This window comes from Microbacterium sp. LWH7-1.2, from assembly GCF_038397755.1.
Lineage (GTDB): Bacteria > Actinomycetota > Actinomycetes > Actinomycetales > Microbacteriaceae > Microbacterium.
This window is the reverse complement of record NZ_CP151637.1, coordinates 3,786,683-3,806,578: the sequence shown is the minus strand read 5'-3', so window position 1 is coordinate 3,806,578 and position 19,896 is coordinate 3,786,683. Positions and strand designations below refer to the sequence as shown.

At 69.0% G+C, this 19,896-nt stretch carries 13 protein-coding genes; all 13 read right to left on the bottom strand.

Going from position 1 to position 19,896, the window contains the following annotated elements:
- Positions 1-49 precede the first annotated feature (49 nt).
- The 13 genes from MRBLWH7_RS17585 to MRBLWH7_RS17525 all read right to left on the bottom strand — a co-directional run bounded on the left by MRBLWH7_RS17585 (position 50) and on the right by MRBLWH7_RS17525 (position 19,814).
- Positions 50-3,028 (bottom strand): immunoglobulin-like domain-containing protein, encoded by a 2,979-nt coding sequence (locus MRBLWH7_RS17585; protein ID WP_341996836.1) that lies wholly within the window; start codon positions 3,026-3,028, stop codon positions 50-52.
- Positions 3,029-3,063: 35 nt separating this feature from the next.
- The gene (gene araA / locus MRBLWH7_RS17580) at positions 3,064-4,575 is read right to left on the bottom strand and encodes an L-arabinose isomerase (RefSeq protein ID WP_341996834.1); all 1,512 of its coding nucleotides are present in this window, start codon (positions 4,573-4,575) and stop codon (positions 3,064-3,066) included.
- Positions 4,576-4,592: 17 nt separating this feature from the next.
- Positions 4,593-6,215 carry an FGGY-family carbohydrate kinase gene (locus tag MRBLWH7_RS17575; RefSeq protein ID WP_341996832.1) on the bottom strand — a complete coding sequence of 541 codons (1,623 nt, stop codon included), beginning with the start codon at positions 6,213-6,215 and terminating at the stop codon, positions 4,593-4,595.
- Positions 6,212-6,952 (bottom strand): L-ribulose-5-phosphate 4-epimerase, encoded by a 741-nt coding sequence (locus MRBLWH7_RS17570; protein ID WP_341996830.1) that lies wholly within the window; start codon positions 6,950-6,952, stop codon positions 6,212-6,214. The genes MRBLWH7_RS17575 and MRBLWH7_RS17570 overlap by 4 nt, the downstream gene beginning before the upstream one ends.
- Positions 6,952-8,019, bottom strand: a complete 1,068-nt coding sequence (locus MRBLWH7_RS17565) for a sugar ABC transporter permease (RefSeq protein WP_341996828.1) — start codon at positions 8,017-8,019, stop codon at positions 6,952-6,954. Before MRBLWH7_RS17565 ends, MRBLWH7_RS17570 begins: the two co-directional genes overlap by 1 nt.
- Positions 8,016-9,101, bottom strand: a complete 1,086-nt coding sequence (locus MRBLWH7_RS17560; protein WP_341996826.1) for an ABC transporter permease — start codon at positions 9,099-9,101, stop codon at positions 8,016-8,018. The genes MRBLWH7_RS17565 and MRBLWH7_RS17560 overlap by 4 nt, the downstream gene beginning before the upstream one ends.
- Positions 9,098-10,705 carry a sugar ABC transporter ATP-binding protein gene (locus tag MRBLWH7_RS17555; RefSeq protein ID WP_341996824.1) on the bottom strand — a complete coding sequence of 536 codons (1,608 nt, stop codon included), beginning with the start codon at positions 10,703-10,705 and terminating at the stop codon, positions 9,098-9,100. Before MRBLWH7_RS17555 ends, MRBLWH7_RS17560 begins: the two co-directional genes overlap by 4 nt.
- Before the next feature lie 121 nt (positions 10,706-10,826).
- Positions 10,827-11,831, bottom strand: coding sequence for a substrate-binding domain-containing protein (locus MRBLWH7_RS17550; protein ID WP_341996822.1), 1,005 nt, complete (start codon positions 11,829-11,831; stop codon positions 10,827-10,829).
- Positions 11,832-12,029: 198 nt separating this feature from the next.
- Positions 12,030-13,049 (bottom strand): LacI family DNA-binding transcriptional regulator, encoded by a 1,020-nt coding sequence (locus tag MRBLWH7_RS17545; RefSeq protein ID WP_341996821.1) that lies wholly within the window; start codon positions 13,047-13,049, stop codon positions 12,030-12,032.
- A 483-nt stretch (positions 13,050-13,532) separates the two neighbouring features.
- Positions 13,533-14,606: a DUF916 domain-containing protein gene (locus tag MRBLWH7_RS17540; RefSeq protein ID WP_341996818.1), complete on the bottom strand. Its 1,074-nt coding sequence runs from the start codon at positions 14,604-14,606 to the stop codon at positions 13,533-13,535.
- 75 nt (positions 14,607-14,681) lie between these two features.
- On the bottom strand, positions 14,682-15,311 hold the full coding sequence (locus MRBLWH7_RS17535; protein WP_341996817.1) for a hypothetical protein: 630 nt from the start codon (positions 15,309-15,311) through the stop codon (positions 14,682-14,684).
- Between the two features lie 334 nt (positions 15,312-15,645).
- Positions 15,646-17,070, bottom strand: a complete 1,425-nt coding sequence (locus MRBLWH7_RS17530) for a DUF6805 domain-containing protein (RefSeq protein WP_341996815.1) — start codon at positions 17,068-17,070, stop codon at positions 15,646-15,648.
- Positions 17,031-19,814: a beta-L-arabinofuranosidase domain-containing protein gene (locus MRBLWH7_RS17525; protein ID WP_341996813.1), complete on the bottom strand. Its 2,784-nt coding sequence runs from the start codon at positions 19,812-19,814 to the stop codon at positions 17,031-17,033. The genes MRBLWH7_RS17530 and MRBLWH7_RS17525 overlap by 40 nt, the downstream gene beginning before the upstream one ends.
- Between the last annotated feature and the right edge of the window lie 82 nt (positions 19,815-19,896).

Sequence of the window (19,896 nt, the reverse complement as noted above, 5' to 3'; positions counted from 1 at the left end):
GCCGCGGAAGGGCGGGGGACCCGGTTCGGGCCGAGTCCCCCGCCAGTCGTCAGCCGCAGCTCGCCGCGGGCACGCTCACCTGTGCGGCGAACTCACGACCGTCGGCCGATTCGCCCGTCACGGCGACGTCGTGCGACGTCGTCGAGGGCAGCCTGGTCGAGAACGCCGATGTGACGGTCTTGCCGGGCGCCACCGTGATGCTCTTGCCGCCGTAGGGCCCGGCGATCGCGACCGTCGCGGCGACGTCGTCGCTGTTGCCGACGGAGACCACCTCGACGACCTTGCCGGCGACGCATCGCGTGGTCGCCGTCGCCGAGAGTTCGAGGCCGAGGGCCACCGACTGCGAGGTCGAGGGGGCGACGAGCCCGTCGTGGTAGCCGTCGTAGTGCGCCGTGACGGCTCCGACGCCTGCCGGGACGGTGACGGATGCCGCGGCATCCGTCAGCGCGACGGTCTCGGTCCAGCCGCCACCGGTGAAGGTCACGGTGCCGGCGACGTCGCCGCCGTCGTCCGCCGTGACCTCGGCGGTGACCGTCGAGCCCTCCGCCGTCAGCGCGGTGGCCGAGTCGACGGCGGTGACGCCGGTCCAGCTGTGCATCGCGTCGAGCACGCCCTGCGACACGCTCACGAACGCCCCGTGCCGCGGGCTGGCCGGCAGGCCGCCGGGGGGACGCACTGTCCACTCGGCGCGCTGAGACAGACGGTCGCCCTGGTGGCTCGACGCGATCGCCCCACCGCTGGTCACGAACGCGCGGTAGCCGCCCGCAGCGTAGTTGTCGACGAGCATCACGTAGCCGTCGCCGGCGTTGTTCGGGTCACCCTCGTTGAGCTTGACGATCTCGGGGCCCTCGCCCGCCTGTCCGGTCTCGAGGCTGGTCATGCGGGTGTCGGTGAGCTGCCACCTGGTCTCGGGGTTCGCCGACCAGCTGGACTGGCTCGTCGGCGCCGTCAGCACCTTCGAGCGTTCGAGGAAGATGTCCTTGCCCGCCTCGAGGATGCCGGCCGCGCCGCCTTCCTCGTTCTTGGTGAACCGGTAGTAGTAGTCGCCGATCTTCGTGACGGTGGAGTCGATCCGGGCGTAGCCGGTGTCCTGCCACGTCGTCGGCGGGTAGGTGAACGTCTTGAAGTCACGCGTGAGCACGGCGAACATGCGGGCGTAGAGCTTGTCGGTGTTGGTGTGGGTCGCGTCCGAATACAGCCGCGACGCGAAGAACACGACGTACGACTGCAGATCGTCGTCCCAATAGGCCTCCGGCGCCCACGTCATGCCGGCTGCCGGCTGGTTGACGGTGATGCCGGTGTTCTCGCCGTTCGTGCGCTCCCAGTTCACCAGGTCGGTGGACTCCCACACCTCGATCTTGAGGCTGCCGTTGGACTGTGCGGCTCCCCACCCGGTTCCGCAGCCGATGCAGAGGTCGGTCGCGACCATGTAGTACTTGTCTCCGTCTTTCGAGCGAAGGATGTACGGGTCGCGAAGGCCGCGCGTGTCGGTGGTCGACGTGATGACGGGCTGTCCGCCGTTCACCGGCGTGAAGGTGAAGAAGTCGTTGCCCGTCGTGGCCGCCTGGTAGATCTTCTCGTTCTCGTTAGACGGGAAGTACGCGGCCGCGTATCCGGCATCGGGCGCCCAGCGCCCCATCTCGGCGACGGTCACCTCGAACGCGCGGTGCTGGGTCGTGCCGTTGAGCGTCGCCGACGCCGTGAGCGTCACCTGCCGGTCGCCATCGCCGTAGGCCGGACGCGTCACGATGCCGCCGCCCCGGAAGGGATCGGCTGCACCCACCGCGGGGGCCGTGTACGAGGCATCCGTCGGCGTCACGAGGGCAGCGTCCGACGAGGTCCACGTGATCGATGCGCCGTTGACCGTGCCCTTCGCGACGAGCGGAAGGTTCTCGGTCGTGCGCGTCGCGAGCGAGATCGCGTCGAGGTCGGCCGAGACGCTGGGGGCGAGCACCACCACCTCGAACGTCAGCGTCGAGCCCAGCGACGTCGTCGCAGTGAGGGTCGCGGACTCGTTCTCGGTGATCGAACGCGTGACGACACCGCTGGCCGACACGACCTCGGGCGCGGACGACGCCCACGTCAGACTGACGCCGTTGACGGAGGCCGGCAGCGTCAGGTCGCTCGAGACGGCGTCGAGCGACGGATTCGCGCCGAGCATCGCAGCGAGGACGTCACCCCGCAGCAGCGCCGACGTCGCGGCGGTCTTCTCGGCTGCGGTCGGCATGCTCGCGGTGACCTCGCCGGCCGTGAGCGCGACATCCCAGAACTTCACATCTGCGACGTCGGCGCGAAGGAGCGCGTCGCCTTGGTAGAGCGACCGGCCCAGGTATCCCAGCACGTTCCCGCTCGGGATTATCGAGCTGAGGGATCGCGTGTGGGTGAGGGTCGAGATCACCGAGCCATCGCGATACAGCGTCAGCGTGCTGCCTGAGCCCACCATCGTGAGGGTCGTGAAGCCGGGGTTGAGGCCGCCGCCCGCGGGCATGCGGGTCTCGCCGTTGTCCGCGGCGGACTTCACGCGGATCGCCGCGAGCACCTGGTTCGTGTAGCCGGCCTGCGCCGACCGCGGGCTCAGGAAGATGTGGTTGCCGAGCTGCGTCGTGTTCCACGGTCCCACGCCGTCGCCGATGACCCAGCCGAAGTGGTTCGCCGCGGTCTGCGTCGACACCGTGTACTCGACGGTGAAGTCGTTGTCGGCCCCGGTCACGAGCCCCTGCGGGAGAGCCGCGTAGCCGTCGGCGCGGAATCGCAGCACCTCGTCGCCCCCGGCGTCGGCGAACGACGCATCGGTGAGGCCCGAGAGCGTCGCATTGCGGCCGTTGCCTGAGACATCGAGCAGGGCGGAGCCGGAATGCGACATGTCGTAGTGCGCGGTGGGCGCCGGAGCCTCCGCCGCGGTCGCAGCCAGGGGCGCGGTGAGGCCCATGACCGAGACCGCCACTGCGGCGGCCAGGGATGCCGCGACCCCGCGCCGTGCGGTTCGACGACGTGAAGGGTGGCGGGTGAAGGACGGTTGCGTACTCATCGGTGAGTGCTCCCTCGGGTAGGGCGGCGGCTCGCTCAGAAGCCCTGGGCGAGTCGGTAGTAGGCCTGGTTCCAGCGCAGCTCGCGCTGGAAGCTGCGGACAGTGGTGTCTTCGTCGATGACGACGAGCTCGGTGCCGGCGATGTCGGCGAAGTCGCGGAACACCTCGATGCCGACCGCCGTCGTCATCACGGTGTGGTGCGCCGCGCCCGCGGCCAGCCAGCACGCCGCGCTCGTCGCGAAGTCGGGCGCGGGCTTCCAGACCGCGCGGCCGACAGGGAGCTTCGGCAGGTCGGGCGCGTCGACGTTCTCGACCACGTTCGCGACGAGGCGGAACCGATCGCGCATGTCGCTCATCGCGACGACGAGCGCGGGGCCCGGGTCCGCGGTGAAGACCAGGCGCACCGGGTCGTCCTTGCCGCCGATGCCGAGCGCGTGCACCTCGAGGCGCGGCTTGGCGGTGGTCAGCGACGGCGAGACCTCGAGCATGTGCGCGCCGAGGATCTTCTCGTCGCCCGCGACCAGGTCGTAGGTGTAGTCCTCCATGAGGCTCGCGCCCCCAGGGAGACCTGCGCCCATCACGTTGGCCACGCGCACCAGGATCGCGGTCTTCCAATCGCCCTCGGCGCCGAAGCCGTAGCCCTCGGCCATCAGGCGCTGCACCGCGAGGCCCGGCAGCTGCTTGAGCGCGCCGAGGTCTTCGAACGACGTGGTGAAGGCGCCGAAGCCGCCCTCCTCGAGGAACGAGCGCAGGCCGAGCTCGATCGCCGCGCCGTCGCGCAGCGACTGGTGGCAGCGGCCTCCCGGCTGCAACTCGCTCGCCACGTCGTACGTGTCGAGGTACACCTGCACCAGCGCGTCGATGTCGTCGTCGGACGCCGCTTCGACCGCGGCGACGAGCTCGTTCACGCCCCACGTGTTGACCTGCACACCGAACCGCAGCTCGGCCTCGGTCTTGTCGCCCTCGGTGACGGCGACGTAGCGCATGTTGTCGCCGAAGCGGGCGAGCTTGAGGGTGCGCGAGGCGGCCCAGCCGGCAGCGGCGCGCTGCCAGTCCTCGACCTGCTGGCGCACCGCCGGGTTCGAGACGTGGCCGACGACGGTCTTGCGCGCGACGCCGAGGCGCGTCTGGATGTACCCGAACTCGCGGTCGCCGTGCGCCGCCTGGTTGAGGTTCATGAAGTCGAAGTCGATGTCGGCCCAGGGCAGCTCGACGTTCGCCTGCGTGTGCAGGTGCAGCAGCGGCTTCTGCAGCGCGTCGAGACCCGCGATCCACATCTTCGCCGGGCTGAACGTATGCATCCACGCGACGACGCCGATGACCTCGTCGCGGGCGTTCACGTCGAGGGCGAGGCGGCGGATGGAGTCGGAGTCCTTGAGGACGGGCTTCCACACGACCTTGACGGGGAGGCCTTCCAGTCCGGCCGCGACGGCCTGGGACTGCTCGGCGACCTGGCGGAGGGTCTCTTCGCCGTACAGGTTCTGGCTGCCCGTGACGAACCACATTTCGTAGGTGTCGAGGGAGGTGGACAGGGGGGTGCGGGTCATCGTGGATCCTTCGTGGGTCAGAGGGCGGAGACGGCGGCGGCTTCGACGGCGAGGCCGGCGCGATAGCGGTCGAGGTAGGCGGCGAAGCCCGCGACGTCGGCGGGATCCGGTTCGGCGGTCGCGATGGCCGCGCCGGCGAAGACACGGTCGTCGAGATAGGACGCGAGTGCGGGGACGGATGCTGCGGCCACAGCATCCGCACCGTTCACGGCCCGCGCGTACGCGGCGAGCACCGCGATGCCCCACGCGCCGCCCTCCGAGGCGGTGTCGCCGACCGACACCGGGGCGCCGATCGCGCCTGCGAGGAAGCGCTGCGCGACGCCGGCGGTGCGGAACATGCCGCCGTGGGCGAACATGCGGTCGAGCGCCACGCCCTCGTCGTCGAGCACGCGCATGCCGAGCGCGAGGGTGCCGAAGACGCCGTAGAGCTGCGCGCGCATCGCGTTCGCGAGCGTGAAGCGACTGTCGGGCGTGCGGACGAACAGGGGACGGCCCTCGGTGAGCCCCGCAATGGGCTCGCCCGCGAGGTGGTTGTAGGCGAGCAGGCCGCCGCCGTCCGCTTCGCCGTGGAGCGCTTCGCGGAAGAGGGTCTCATAGACGGCGTCATCGGCGAGCGGTGTTCCGGCGGCCTCGGCGAAGCGGGCGAACATGCCGGCCCAGGCCGCGAGCTCGCTCGCGCCGTTGTTGCAGTGCACCATCGCGACGGTGTCGCCGACCGGCGTCGTCACGAGGTCGAGCTCGTGGTGCACCTCGGCGAGCGGGCGCTCGAGCACGACCATCGCGAAGATGCTCGTACCCGCGCTCACGTTGCCCGTGCGCGGCGCGACGGCGTTCGTCGCGACCATGCCCGTGCCGGCGTCGCCCTCCGGAGCGCAGAACGCGATGCCGGGACGCAGGGCTCCCGACGCGTCCAGCAGCGCCGCGCCCTCTGCCGTGAGCGCGCCCGCGGGTGCGCCTGCGGCGAGCGACTCGGGCAGGAGCTCGGCGACGTGCGCGACCGGCAGACGGCCGGCGGCCAGCGCGTCGTAGCGCGCGAGGAGGTCGGCGTCGTAGTCGCGCGTCGCCGAGTCGATCGGGAACATGCCCGACGCGTCGCCGACGCCGAGCACCTTCGCACCGGTCAGCCTCCAGTGGACATAACCGGCGAGCGTCGTGACGAAGCGGATGTCGGGCACGTGCGCCTCGCCGTCCAGCACGACCTGGTGCAGGTGCGCGATCGACCAGCGCAGCGGGATGTTGACGCCGAACGTCTCGGTGAGCTCGGCCGCGGCAGCGCCGGTGTTCGTGTTGCGCCACGTGCGGAACGGGGCGAGCAGCTCGCCCGCCTCGTCGAACGCGAGGTAGCCGTGCATCATCGCCGAGACGCCGATGGCGCCGAACGTGTCGGGTGCAGCGCCATGGCGCTGCCGCGCGTCCGCGACGAGGTCGGCGTACGCGGCCTGAAGCCCCGACCAGACGTCGTCGAGCGAGTAGGTCCAGAGGCCGCCGTCGAACCGGTTCTCCCACGCGTGCGAGCCGACCGCCAGGACCGCCGCCGGGTCGTCGGCGTCGACGAGGCAGGCCTTGATGCGGGTGGATCCGAACTCGATGCCGAGCGCGGTGCGGCCCTCGCGGATCGCCTGGGACGCAGCATCCGTCATCGTCCGCCCTCCCCGTCGCCCTCGCCGGCACCGTCGCGACGCTCGTCGGTGCTCTGCCCGTACACGTTCTGGTAGCGGTCGTAGAGACTGTCGATCGCGTGCTGGGGAATCGGGATCAGCGGGCCGGCCTCACGCGCATAGTGCACGGTGCGGGCGACGTCCTCGACCATGACGGCGGCCTTCACCGCGTCCTTGGCCGAGACGCCGATGGTGAAGGGGCCATGGTTCTGCATCAGCACCGCGCGCGAGCGGTGACCGGTGAGCGTCTCGACGATGCCGCGGCCGATCGAGTCGTCGCCGATGATCGCGAACGGACCCACCGGGATGGGTCCGCCGAACTCGTCGGCCATCGCAGTGATGACGCACGGGATCTCCTCGCCACGTGCCGCCCACGCGACGGCGAAGGTCGAGTGCGTGTGCACCACTCCCCCGACCTCGGGCATGTTCCGGTACACGTAAGCGTGCGCCGCGGTGTCGCTCGACGGGCTGCGCTCGCTCCCGGGGCTCCCCGGGACGACGTTGCCGTCGAGGTCGCACAGGATCATGTTCTCGGGCGCGAGGTCGTCGTAGCTCACACCGGAGGGCTTGATGACGAAGAGGTCGGCGCCGGGCACGCGACCCGAGACGTTGCCACCCGTCCAGACGATCAGGTTGTAGCGGACGAGCTCGTCGTGGAGCTTCGCGACATCGGCACGGACGGCGGCGATCGACGCCTCGACTTCAGCGGTGTAGGCCATCAGCTCGTCCTCCGTCGGGTCAGCGCGCGCTGCAGCAGCACGAAGGCGAGCAGCACGGCGCCGGTGATGATCGTCAGGTACTCGGGGTTGATCGTGCCGTCCTTCGTGATGATCAGGCGCAGCGCGGCGATCACGAATACACCGACGACCGATCCGAGGATGTAGCCGTAGCCGCCCGTCAGGAGCGTGCCGCCGATCACCACCGCGGCGATCGCGTCGAGCTCCCAGCCGATGCCCGTCACGTTCTGCGCCTTGCCGCCGACCTCGGCGGTGTAGACGATCGCCGCCAGGCCCGCGAGCGCGCCCGAGACGATGTAGATCCACACGCGGGTGCGCGCGACGGGAAGTCCCATCAGCTGCGCGGACGCCTCGTTGCCGCCGATCGCGTAGACGGTGCGACCCATCCGGGTGCGGTGCATGAAGAACATCCCGCCGATCACGACGAGCACCGCGATGAGCAGGCCGGGCGTGATGGTGAAGTCGTTGACCTTCGGCCCGTCGATGATCTTCCAGTCGGTCGCGAGGAGGAGGATCGGCGAGTCGTCGGCCGCGATGACAGGGGTGGTCGACAGGATCGAGGCCAGTCCGCGCGCGAGGAACATCATCGCCAGCGTCGCGATGAAGGGCTGCACGTTGAAGTACTGGATCATGACGCCGGCGATCAGGCCGAACAGGGCGCCGAACACGATCATCAGGAGCATCGAGAGCCACCCGTTGACGCCGATGTTCATCAGCATCACGCCGGCCACCGAGCTGAACGCCACCACCGCACCGACCGACAGGTCGATCCCGGCGGAGACGATCACGATCGTCATGCCGACCGCCAGGATGAGCGTCGGGGCGAAGCTGACCAGGAGGCTCGACATGGTGCCCGCGTGGAACACACGGCCGTAGGCGACCTCGGCGTAGATGAGCATGCCGAACAGCAGGACCAGCGCGGCGAGCGTCGGGATGAGCGTCTGACTGCGGCCCCACATGCCGGAGAAGCGGCTCACCTGGCGCGGCTGCTTGCTCTCCGGCAGATCGGCGACGGGCGGAACGGACTCCGCGAGAGTGCGCGCGCTCATGCGACGACCTCCTTCGTGACGGGGGTGCTCTCCGTGCCGGCCGGAGTCGACGGCGACGTCGGGGTGCCGGAGGGCTTGCCGCGTCCGAAGACGAACGAACGGACCCGCTCCGACTGCAGGAGCACCAGGACGATGATGACGAGCGCCTTGAACGCCGGCGTCGCCGCGGCGGGGATGCCGAGGAAGAGCACGGTCTTGTTCAGGGTCGCGATGAGGAGGGCGCCGATGGTCGAGCCCAGGATCGAGAACTTGCCTCCCGCGAGCGACGTGCCGCCGATGACCACGGCGAGGATGGCGTCGAGCTCCATCAGGTTGCCGGTGCCCGAGACGCTCACCGTCATCACCTCGGACACACTGAACAGGCCGCCCACCGCGGCGAGCGCCGCCGACAGGATGTAGACGCCGAACAGGATGGGACGAGGACGGATGCCGGCCAGCCGGCTCGCCTTCGGGTTGATGCCGATCGACTCGATCATCAGCCCCAGCGCGGTGCGGCGCATGACGAGCGCGATGGTCACGACGATGGCGATCGCGAGGACGAAGCTGGTCGGAAGGCCCAGGATCTGGCCGTTCGCCAGCTGCCGGAACGGCTCGTTGGTGGCGTTCGTGTTCTGCCCGTCGGTGATCACGCGGGCGATGCCGCGGGCGGCCAGCATCATGATGAGCGTGCTGATGAACGGCTGCAGCCCGACGACCGCCACGAGGAGGCCGTTGACGGCGCCGAGCACGATCGCCAGCGCGAGCGCGAGACCGATCGCTGCCAGCATGGCCCCCACCGATGTGGGGTCGTCGAGCGTGGAGAGCGTCTGCATCGCCACCGCGCCGCCGACGGCCATCATCGATCCGACGGACAGGTCGATGCCCTCTGTCGCGATGACGAACGTCATGCCGAGCGCGATCATGATGATCGGTGCCGAGACGCGCAGGATGTCGAGCAGGTTTCCCGTCAGAAGCCCCGTCGTGGGGTTCACACTGAGCGCAAGGTAGGCGGGGTTCTTGATCGTGTTGATCAGCAGCAGCACCGCGATGCCCACGATCGCCCAGAACCAGGGGGTCCGGAGCGCGGTCTTGACGCGACTCATGACGCGTTCCCTTCGTTTCCAGCGAGGCCGTCGCCTTCGGCGACCTCCTCGGCAAGCGCATCTGCCTGTTCTTCGGCCGCATCGCTCGTCTCGGTCGCGATGACCGCGACGATGCTCTCGGCGGTCACCTCCGGTCCGTTGACCACTTCGCCCACCTTCTGGTGGTCCTTGAGGATGACGATCCGCTCGGAGAGGCGCACGACCTCTTCCAGCTCGGACGAGATGAACACGACGCCCATGCCGCCCTCGGCGAGCTCGGCGACGGTCTCCTGGATGTCGGCCTTGGCCCCGACGTCGATTCCACGGGTCGGCTCGTCGAGCAGCAGCAGGTCAGGGTTCGTGGCGAGCCACCGGCCGAGCAGCACCTTCTGCTGGTTACCGCCGGAGAGCAGGCGGATCGGGCGGTTCGGGTCGTTGGGGCGCACGCTGAAGCGCTCCATGTAGGTGTTGACGAGCTGGTCGACTTCGCGGGCGGGCACGCGTCGGAGCCAGCCGCGACGAGCCTGGACGGCGAGCATGATGTTCTCGCGGATGCTGAGGTCGCCGACGATGCCGTCGTCGCGACGGCTCTCGGTCGAATATGCGATGCCATGCGCGAGGCCGGCGACGGGCGAGTTCAGCGAGACCTTCTTGCCCTTGATCTGCACCGTGCCGGAATCCGCCTTGTCGGCGCCGGCGATGAGTCGCGCGAGCTCGGTGCGGCCGGCTCCGAGCAGCCCTGCGAAGCCGACGACCTCGCCGGCGTGGATCTCGACGTCGGTGGCTTCGATCGCACCCTTGCGCCCCAGACCCTCGGCTGCGAAGAGCGGGGTCCGGGTGCGGTCGCGCACCTCGGTCTGCCGGTTGGAGCCGAGCGCGCGCAGCGACTCGAAGTCCTTGCCGATCATCTTGGAGATGAGCTGGGTCCGGTCCAGGTCCCGCTTGAGGTACTCGCCCACGAAACGGCCGTTGCGCAGCACGGTGATGCGGTCGCTGATCGCGTACACCTGATCGAGGAAGTGCGAGACGAAGAGGATCGCGACGCCCTGGTCGCGCAGGCGGCGGATGACGCCGAAGAGCACCTCGACCTCGTTCGCATCGAGGCTCGAGGTCGGCTCGTCGAGGATGAGCACCTTGGAGTCGGTCACCATCGCGCGGCTGATCGCGACAAGCTGCTGCATCGCGATGGAGATGGAGGAGAGCGGGGCGCGGGGGTCGAGGTCGCCGAGCCCCATCCGCGCGAGGGCCTCTTGGGCGAGCGCGTGGGTCTTGCGCCAGTTCACGCCGGTGAGCCCGCGCGCCTCGTGGCCGAGCATGACGTTCTCGCCGATGCTGAGGTTCGTGCACAGGTTCACTTCCTGGTACACGGTGGAGATCCCCGCTGCCTGAGCGGACGCGGTGCCGGTGAAGTGTCGCACCTCGCCGGCCACGACGATCTCGCCGGAGTCGATCTGGTACACCCCGGTCAGCGCCTTGATGAGCGTGGACTTTCCGGCGCCGTTCTCCCCCATGAGGGTGTGGACCTCGCCGGGAAGAAGCCGGAAGCTGACCTCGTCGAGTGCTTTGACGCCCGGAAAGGTAATGGACGCGTCGCGGACCTCGACGATCGCGATCGGTTCAATCATCGCTGAGTGACTCCTTGTTGCTGCCTGCATGAGTTCGGGACGAAGACAGGCACGAGCGGGGGCCGCCGAGAACGGCCACCCCCGCTCGCATTGTTCTTGTCCTAGCCGACGCTGCGTCGGATCAGAAGCCCTTGCCCGCGTCGATCGCGGCCTGAGCGGCCTCCGGCGAGTCGAAGGTCTCGCCCGGGACGATGATCGTCTTCTCGACGTCGTTGCCCGCGAGGGCGTCGTTGACCGCGTCCACGGCGAGGTCGCCGAAGAAGGGGTTGTACTGGGCGACGAAGCTCAGTTCACCGGCGGCGAGCGCCTCGAGGGCGGGCGTGGTGCCGTCGATCGTGGCGATCTTGACGTCGGTACCCGGGACCAGGCCGGCTGCAGTCACGGCGGCGGCGGCGCCGATGCCCATCTCGTCGTTCTGGGCGAAGATGAACTGCAGGTCGGGGTTCTCCTTGAGGACGGTCTCGATGACCGACTTGCCCTCGTCGGCGGTCCAGTTGGCGGTCTGCGCGCCGATCTTGTTCCAGCCGTCAGCACCCGAGATTGCCGCCTCGAAGCCCTCGTTGCGCTCGTTCACGACCGAGAGGCCGGGAACGCCCTCGAGGGTGTAGTAGTTCGCGCCCTCAGGGTAGGTCTCGAGGGCCCAGTCACCGACGGTGGCCGCGACGGCCACGTTGTCGGGGGCGATGCGCGTGACGTAGAGGTCGTCGCTCGCGTCGACACCGCGGTCGAGAAGGATGACGGGAATCTCGGCCTCCTGGGCGAGCTCGAGCGAGTCCTCCCAGCCCGATGCCTCGGTCGCGGTGAGGAGGATCACGTCGACCTCGTCGTTCACGAACGTCGAGAACGCGTCGAGCTGCGACTTCTGATCGGTCGGGCTCGAGGCGGGGGCGTACTTCAGGTCGAAGCCCGCCTCCTCCGTGAACGCGTCCTTGATGGCCTGCTCGTTGGCGTCGCGCCACCCGCCCTCGGGACCGACGGCCACGAATCCGACCGTGGTGAGGTCGCTGCCGTTGTCGCCGCTGTCGCCGGCGTCCGCGCCGCCGCCCGCGCAGCCTGCCAGACCAAGCGCCAGGGCGCCTGCACCGATGAAGCCGACGATTCCGAGCATCCGCTTGCTGTGTGCCATTTCTCCTCCTTGAGACCCGTGACGCTCTTCGTGCACGGGAAGTCCGTGTCCCCCAGGGGACATCCTCGGGTGTGTGCGGGATCCATTGTGCGCGCTAACAAAGGCCGAGCGCAAGTCCGGATCCGATATTCGTTATGTTGCCGTTACCGCGAACATCCCAGTGCCCGAGCGGAAGGGGCCCCGGGCACCGCTCAGCGATCAGGAACGCGGGCGGGAAGTCGACGACCGCAGGACCAGTCGCGGCTCGATCATGTCGTGGTGCACGGCCTCGTCGCCCTCGATCGCCGCGACGATCTGCTTGAGCGCGAGTTCGCCGAGGGCGGCGAAGTCCTGGCGCACGGTCGTCAGGGGCGGTAGGAAATGCCGCGCGTCGGGGAGGTCGTCGAAGCCGACGACGCTGATGTCGCCGGGGACGCTGAGCCCTCGGTCGGCCAGCCCGTGAATGAGACCGAGCGCCATCTGATCGTTTGCGGCGAACACTGCGGTGACCTCGCTCACGTCCAGTCCGCGTCCGTACTCATAGCCGTAGTCCGACGTCCAGTCGCCGGCGACCGAGGGCGGGATGGGCAAGCAAGCGAGCGCCAGCGCGTCGCGCCAGCCGCCGTCGCGCTCGCGCGCGTCGTACCATTCGAGCGGTCCGGCGAGGTGAGCGATCGAGCGGTGTCCGAGCTCGATCAGGTGCGTCACGGCCAGAGTGGCCCCTGCGCGCTGGTCGACCGCAACCGTGTGCCACACGGCGTCCTGCTCGGCCTTGATCACGATGGTCGGCAGGCCGGTGCTCTGTTGGCGGAGGAGATCGAGCGACGAGGCACGGGGCGCGATGACGCACAGTGCGTCGACACCCTGTGTGACGAGTTCGACGACTCCGTCGTCCATCTGGGAGTCCTCGTCGTCGGAGATCGAGAAGGCGCTCACGGAGTAGCCGACGTCGCGCGCCGCACTCTCGAGCGCGCGCAGCGTGCTGTTGGGGCCGAACTGCACCGGCCCGTCGACGAGCACGCCGATGCGCATCGCCCGCCGGGTGGCGAGGGCCCGCGCGATCGAGCTGCGCGTGTAGTTCATCTCGTCGATCGCCTGCAACACGCGCTCGCGCGTGGACTCGCGGATGTTGGGGTGCCCGTTCAGCACCCGGGAGACGGTCATGTGCGAGACACCGGCGTGCTTCGCGACGTCGTAGATGCTCGGGCGCTGCCACCCGCGCGTCGCCTGTTCGGACATGATCCGTCACCTCGTTCGGATTCGCTTGGGGTGTCGCGGTCTCAAGGTGGACCGTGGCACGTGGTCGCGACAGATGCGCAACTCTCCACGGCTATTTGAAGTTAGCGCTAACGTCAATTCTAGCCGACGTGGGGCACGGATCGGCTTCGGAGAGGCGCGACGCGCCAGATGTACACGCCGGGGCGCCGCGTTTCTGTTCGGGCGACCCACCCTTCGGGCGACCACCCTTCGGGCCCCGCGGTGGCTTGTCCTCCGAGCAGTTCCCCCCTTTGAGCGGCTTGTTCCTTGGGCGCTCACCGACAGCGGGGCACGTCGAGAGCGGTGCGATCACAACCGAGACGGTGACGCCGGCCGCGCTGCCGTCATCGTCGCGGTCGGCGGCGGAGGCGGCCGTGGGAGCGAGGACGAGCGCCCCCGAGACCGCGAGAGCCGTCACCGAGGCGCACCAGCGAGCGCCGGAGGCGTCACGGCGCGTCCGGCCGCTCATTGGGCCCTCGCCTGGGGCCCTTCGCGACGCCCGGCCTCCCGCGCCTCTTCGATCATGGACCTGACCCTACGCCGTGAGCGGATCCGGCCCCATACGACAGCCCCCACGACGAGCACGATGCCGAGGACCAGCAACAGTTGCGGCCACGGCACGGCCCACACCGTGACCTGGGCCGTGACCGGTACGAACGCAGGCGTGGAGCCGTCGATCGTCAGCGCCTCCGCGCCGAGCGTGACGGTCGTGGGCACGAGGAACAGGGGCCAGACGTCGTCGACGATCACGGTGAAGGGACGCGTGTCGCCGGGGAGGAGTTCCTGGGGGTTCTCGTCGGCCGCCGGGAAGGCCGTGCTCTGCCCCCCTGCGTCGACGGCACCCTGGGCGAGCAGGCGTGTGTTCCCGTCGTTCACGACGTCGAAGGTCACGGTGATCTCGCCGGGACGGAACGGGTTCCACGACGCGGCGAACTGGCCTGTCGGCGACTCCACCTTCGCAGAGGGGGTGATCTCGCCGGTGACCCGGCTGAGGACGCGCACGCCGACCCGGCTCTCGACGCCGACGGCAGCTCCGTCCTCGGAGGACTGGATCGACAGGACGGATGCCGTGATCCCGGCGGCATGATCGCCGGGCTCGACCCGCTCGGGCACGTGGATCGCGAACGGCACGACCACGGTCGCCCCCGCCGGCACCGACACCGACTCGGCGATCTCGACCCAGGTGCCGGCCGCCACCGACTCCTCACCCGTGGCGAGGATGTCGAAGCGACCGTTCCGCGTGAAGAAGCCGTCCGCGGCGGTCAGGCTGAAGGTGATGTCTTCCTGGCTGGCATTGCGCACCGCGATGTGGTCGTCGACGGTCTCCCCGGGATCCAGGGTGTGCTCGACCGCCGTGCGGCCGTCCGGTCCGGACTCGTCCGCCGGCGTCACCGACCAACGGATCTCGGGCGCGTCGACATCGTCGGCCGCCGCGAGCGCGGGAGTCGCCCCGAAGGCGCCGAGCAGAGCGAACGCGGCAACGGCGAGCAGGGCGCCGGCGCGCGTCCGGCGCCGAGTGCGAGAGGTCAGGTGCAGCACGGCAGGTCCAAACGTCAGGATCGGGGCCGCGCGCCGCGGCCCCGATCCGATTCAACACGAATCAGTCGCGCGCGATCACTGGATGGCGTCTTCCCACAGCGTCAGCGTGACCGTCGAGGAGTAGCTGCCCGGCGTGACGCCGGCGGGCGCCTTGAGAACCAGGCCGGCGTTCGCCTGCCAGGTTCCGACGGTCGCCGCCTCCCCCGAGTCCAGAGCGAGGGCGAGCAGTTCCTCGCCCACGAGGCCGACCGAGTCCGGCGTCTCGTCGAGGACGGTGTCGACCGGCTCGCCTTCCGTCACCTCGCCGTTGCCCTCGGCGGTCAGCAGCGCCGGGGTCCAGCCGAGGTTTCCAGCCGTGAGCTCATCGCTGGCGCCGGTGAAGTCCGATGCCTGGCCGGTCACGTACCAGTAGACGCCCGTCGGCACGTCGGCGCGGTCGTCCGTCACGGTCACGGTGGGCAGGGTGCCGTTGAACACGCGGGTGCCGTCGGTCTCGGCGGCACCCTCCGTGAGCGCCGTGGAGGTCTGCGCGACGGTCAGCGTGAGGGCCCCCACGGGCTCCTGCGGCGCGATCTCGACGTTGACAGCGACGTCGTCATCCTCGAGCGGGTCGGCCAGCGCGGCGCCGGCGACGCCGATCAGCATCAAACCGCCGACGGTGCCGATGGCGGCACGCGTGACGATGCTCCGCTTGCTCATCTTCATTGATTTCTCCGTTCTTCACGGGCGGCAGCTGCGCCGCCCGACGTGCCTCCGGTCGGACTATCCGATCGTCGGGTGGGTTCGCCGCTCGAGACGGCCGGCCGCGCGTCGGGTTCGAGTCAGGATGCTGCGCACGGGGTCGTCGGCGATGGAGAGATCCCGGGCTGATCCGTCCACCCTCGCTCGCCTTCGAACTCGTTCGCGCACCCATCGGGCGGCATTTTGTCTGCGGGCAGTTCGATGTTAGCGGGAACTGTTAGCGAGAACAAGAGATCCGAGCCAACACATCCGCATTGGTGACCCGGGGGATGATGTGTCGCAGCCATCCCCCGGGAGTTCAGTTGCAGGCCGCCGAGGAGTACTCGACCGGGACGGTCAGCGACACGTCCTCACCGCCGACGGATGCCGTCGCCACGACCGAGGCCGTGCCCGCGGGCACCTGAGGCAGACGCGTGGAGAACGCATAGGAGGCGCTCTTGCCTGCCCCGAGGGCCGCCAGCTGCTTGGCACCGTACAGCGTGCGCACATCGAGGGCGACGGGCACCTCGCCGCCGTTGCGCGCCTGCACCACGAGCGTCACCTTGCCCGCCGCGCAGCGGGTCGTCGCGGTCGCCGTGACATCGAGCTCGGCGGCCGGCTCCGCGCGCACGATCTCGATCGTGTACGTCGCGGTGGTGGTGTGGTCCTGCGCCTTCGCCTTCAACGTCAGCACCGTCGGTGCGTTGCCCTCGGCGAGCGTCACGGTGCGCGGGAGCGCGTCGTCGATCAGCACGTCGCCCACGTAGACCAGGCCGCTCGGCACTGCCGGGTCAGCGTCGAACGTCGCCGTCGTCGCGTCCGCCGGAACCGTCGCCGTGTAGGCGTACACGCCCTCCTCGAGCGCCGGCGCCAGCTCGCCGTCCTCGAACGAGAGACCCGAGAGGTCGGCATCCGTCCCGTGGGCGTTCGCGACCGACGTGTAGACGCCGAACACCCCGCCCACGAAGCTCGTGCCGTTGCTCTGGAACCGCACAGTGACGACCGGGATCTTGTCGCCGTTCTCGTCGAGGACGTACGCACCGTTCTGATCCCGTTTGTAGCTGTCGTTCGCCGCGATGCCGTCGAGCACGGCGCGGGGGATCTCGTCGTACTGGATGTAGAACGCCGTCGATCCGGCGGCATTCGTGATCCGTTCGTGCTTCAGCAGCACGTCGTTCAGGTAGACGTCGAACGTCCGGCCGTTGTCTCCGCCGTAGTAGCGCACACCGAGGTAGTTCGTCGGCTGCGACGGGTCGACGACCATGTCGTACTGGAAGAACGCACCCGTCGCCGCCGGAGCGTGCCGGAAGCTCTGACCGCTGAACACGCCGACGGTCGAATTGCTGAACGCGTAGTTCTTGTCGGCCTCGCTGTTGTTGTTGTCGAACGATGTCAGCGAGTCGATCGTCGTCTCGTCCACGCGCAGCTGCTGCTTCCCCTGGAGGATGAGCGCCTGCGCCTGTGCGGAATCCGGTTCCACGAGGTTCATGTAGATCGCGTACCGCGCGTTGTAGAGGCTGTACCAGGGCTCGAACGTGAGCGCCGCGGATGCGCTGTCGGTGCCCTGGAGCTTGAACCGCATGGTCTCGTCGCCGTTGGCGTTCACGCCGTCCTCGATGCGGACGAGGTGTGAGGCGATCTCGGTCTTGAACGCCTCGGAGTCCGGCACGACGACGTCGTTGCTGACGGTCTTGTCGGCGACGCTCATCCGCACGAGTACGCCCGCCGTGTAGGTCGCATCCACGTTGTCGCGGTTGAGTTCGGTCGCCAGAGAACCGGGCCATAGGTGAACGCGACCCAGTCGGGGTTCTCGCTGTCGTCGTTCACGCGCACCTCTGCCGGAACGGTGTAGGTGAGCTGGTCGCCGTCCGAGACCCCCACGACGAGATAGCCGTCGGCCTCGAGTGCCGCGACATCCTGCGCCACGCCGTTGATCGAGAGCGACGCCGAGCCGGCGATCCACCCGGGAACCCGGAGCCGCAGCGTCGTGCCGTCTGCCAGCGCCCCTCCGTCGAGCGAGTCGACACTGTAGGTCACGGTGTCGTCGGCCGGCACATTCGCGGTCTGCGTCAGCCTCAGATTCTGCTCCTCGGAGGTGTACACCGACGAGCGGAACATGTTGACGTAGACCGTCGATCCCTTTCGGAAGTAGATCGAGTCGCCGAGCTTGGTGAAGCTCTCGGTCGCTGTGCCGTGGTCGCACCAGAACTCGTCGGTCTCCCGTCCGAACACCTTGGCGTACCCGGCGGCCATCGGCTGGAAGTACGTCATCATGCCGGTGTCGGGGTTCTGCTGCGCGAGGATCGCGTTGATGTACGCGTGCTCGTAGAAGTCGGCGTACTTGACGTCCGGCTGCACCTGGAACAGCGCCCTGGTCAGCTTGAGCATGTTGTACTCGTTGCAGATCTCGGAGGTCGAGTTCTCGCCGTACCCCGTCGTCCGGCCGTTCGTCGCGTGCTCGTACAGCTCGTTCGCGCCATGGAAGTGCTCCGACTGGCTGTTGCCCCCGTTGGCGTAGGTGTGGTCGTCGACCACGATCTGCCAGAAGTTGGCGGCCGCGGCGCGGTACATCTCCAGACCGCTCTTCTCGGCGTCCGTCAGCGTCGCGTAGAGGTGCGGGTTGTCGGTGAAGACGGTGTAGCGCGTGAGCGCCCCGATGAGCTTCGGAATCGTCGTGTTGGCGTGCTTGCCGTCGAGGACGTCCTGGCCCGCCGCGAGCTGCTGGAACAGCGTCACCTCGTCGAAGTACTCCGCCGCGCGTTTGTGCGCCGGGTCCTCGGTGATCGAGTACAGCTCGTAGAGAGCCTCGTTCATGCCGCCGTACTCGGTACTTGGGATGCTCGCCGGATTGGACTGACGCGCCGCCCAATCGCGTACCCAGGTGCCGAATCCGCTCGCGACGCTCAGGGCCTCGTCGGCGAGTGCGGCGGGCGCCTGCTGGTGAGCGTCGAGCAGGCCGGCGAGCACTTTGTGCAGGTTGTAGAACGGCACGAGCAGTCCGCCGCCGCCGCTGGGCAGCACGCTCGTCGGGAACGGCGAGACGTAGCCGGCGTTGGTCGGGTCCTTCGCGGCGTACGCGGTCTGGGCGCCGGCCAGCCCATCCACGGCCGTGGTGAGCTTGTCCAGCAGCGCGGCCTTCGTCGCAGCATCGTCTTCCGTCGCGTATGCCTGCGACAGCGCCGAGATGTAGTGGCCGAAGAAGTGCCCCTGGAAGCGGGTGCCGCTCGTGCGCTCCCAGCCGCCGTACGGCTGGGCCGTCGTGGACAGCCCCGCCTGCGTATAGAAGGAGTAGAGGAAGCGCTCGGGGTCGAGGCTGAGCAGATAGTCGACCATCTTCTGATTGCCGTTGACGAGGTACGGGTCCTCGAGCAGCACGTCACTCAAATCGGTCTCCTTCAGATAGATCGACGCGGATGTCCCGGCCTTCGGCACGGTGACCTGGAACGTCCTGGTGGCCGGTGCGCTGCCGCCGTAGGTCGCGGCGGCGGTGAGCGTCACGGTCGCGTCGGCCTCGGCCGGCCGCGCGACCGTGGCCAGGCCGCCGTCGACCGCCAGCACTTCGCTGTCGGACGAGCTCCAGGAGATGACGGTGCCGTTGATCGCGGTGACGGGCAGCGCGAAGTCGACGGATGCTGTGCTCTGCACGGTGATCGCGGCGGCCGCCCTCTCCGCGACCGTCGCGGGGTCGAATGCCGGGGTGTTGCGCTGCGTCAGCGTGACCACGTCAGAGATCGTCGCCACGCCGTTGTAAAGGGTGTAGTCGTCGAGCAGTCCATTGGCGTGCGCACCGTTGTACAGGGGTCCGTTGTAGCCGAGGGTCTTCACCGAGGTGCTCTCCGATCCGAGCACGCCCGTCGCCGTCCCCGCCGCAGGGTACTTCACGGTCGAGATCTGGCGCTCGCCGTTGCGGTAGAAGTACACCTGCTTGGTGGCCTTGTCGTAGGTCGCGACGACATGCGTCCACTGCCCCGCAGGAAAGAAGTCGGCGCGCGCGGCGTCCACGGCGACCTTGTACGGCTGTCCTGTCGACGGCCCGATCGACAGCACCAGCGGCGACGTGTTGCTCTCGGAGGTGAGGTACCACCCGTCGGAGTTGTACGCGACCTTGCTCCACGCGAACACCTGCTCGCCGCTCATCGTGGCACTCGGCTTGAACCAGAACGACACCGTGAGGTCGGCGGGCTGAAGGTTCGAGGCGGTGCCGAGCCGGATCGCCCTCGTGCCGTCGAAGTGGAACGCCTGCCCGTTGATCCCGGTGCCGTACGCCTCGGTGCCCTTCTGCATCGCCACGGCGGCCGCGTTGCTGCTGGTGTCAGCCAGGGAGCCGTCGAACGCGAGGTCGAGCACCTTCGATGATTCGATCGAGATCTCGGCCGCGTGGGCCCGGGGCGCGGCGCCCGCGAACGCGAGCGCCCCCGCCGCGAGCGAGGCGGCGAGCGCGAGCCCGACACCCTTTCTCATGCCTGCCACTGCACTGTGGGTCTTCATTGCGGCGTTCCTTTCGCGACCGCGGAAGTCGGTCGCCGGTGTTGCGAGGTCTCAAGACAGGGAGGGGTTCACGGATGCCGCG

Bases quoted from the DNA above. Each gene is read 5' to 3' on its own strand.
- MRBLWH7_RS17585 (WP_341996836.1), bottom strand. From the start codon at position 3,028: ATGAGTACGCAACCGTCCTTCACCCGCCACCCTTCACGTCGTCGAACC.
- araA (WP_341996834.1), bottom strand. From the start codon at position 4,575: ATGACCCGCACCCCCCTGTCCACCTCCCTCGACACCTACGAAATGTGG.
- MRBLWH7_RS17575 (WP_341996832.1), bottom strand. From the start codon at position 6,215: ATGACGGATGCTGCGTCCCAGGCGATCCGCGAGGGCCGCACCGCGCTC.
- MRBLWH7_RS17570 (WP_341996830.1), bottom strand. From the start codon at position 6,952: ATGGCCTACACCGCTGAAGTCGAGGCGTCGATCGCCGCCGTCCGTGCC.
- MRBLWH7_RS17565 (WP_341996828.1), bottom strand. From the start codon at position 8,019: ATGAGCGCGCGCACTCTCGCGGAGTCCGTTCCGCCCGTCGCCGATCTG.
- MRBLWH7_RS17560 (WP_341996826.1), bottom strand. From the start codon at position 9,101: ATGAGTCGCGTCAAGACCGCGCTCCGGACCCCCTGGTTCTGGGCGATC.
- MRBLWH7_RS17555 (WP_341996824.1), bottom strand. From the start codon at position 10,705: ATGATTGAACCGATCGCGATCGTCGAGGTCCGCGACGCGTCCATTACC.
- MRBLWH7_RS17550 (WP_341996822.1), bottom strand. From the start codon at position 11,831: ATGGCACACAGCAAGCGGATGCTCGGAATCGTCGGCTTCATCGGTGCA.
- MRBLWH7_RS17545 (WP_341996821.1), bottom strand. From the start codon at position 13,049: ATGTCCGAACAGGCGACGCGCGGGTGGCAGCGCCCGAGCATCTACGAC.
- MRBLWH7_RS17535 (WP_341996817.1), bottom strand. From the start codon at position 15,311: ATGAAGATGAGCAAGCGGAGCATCGTCACGCGTGCCGCCATCGGCACC.
- MRBLWH7_RS17525 (WP_341996813.1), bottom strand. From the start codon at position 19,814: ATGAAGACCCACAGTGCAGTGGCAGGCATGAGAAAGGGTGTCGGGCTC.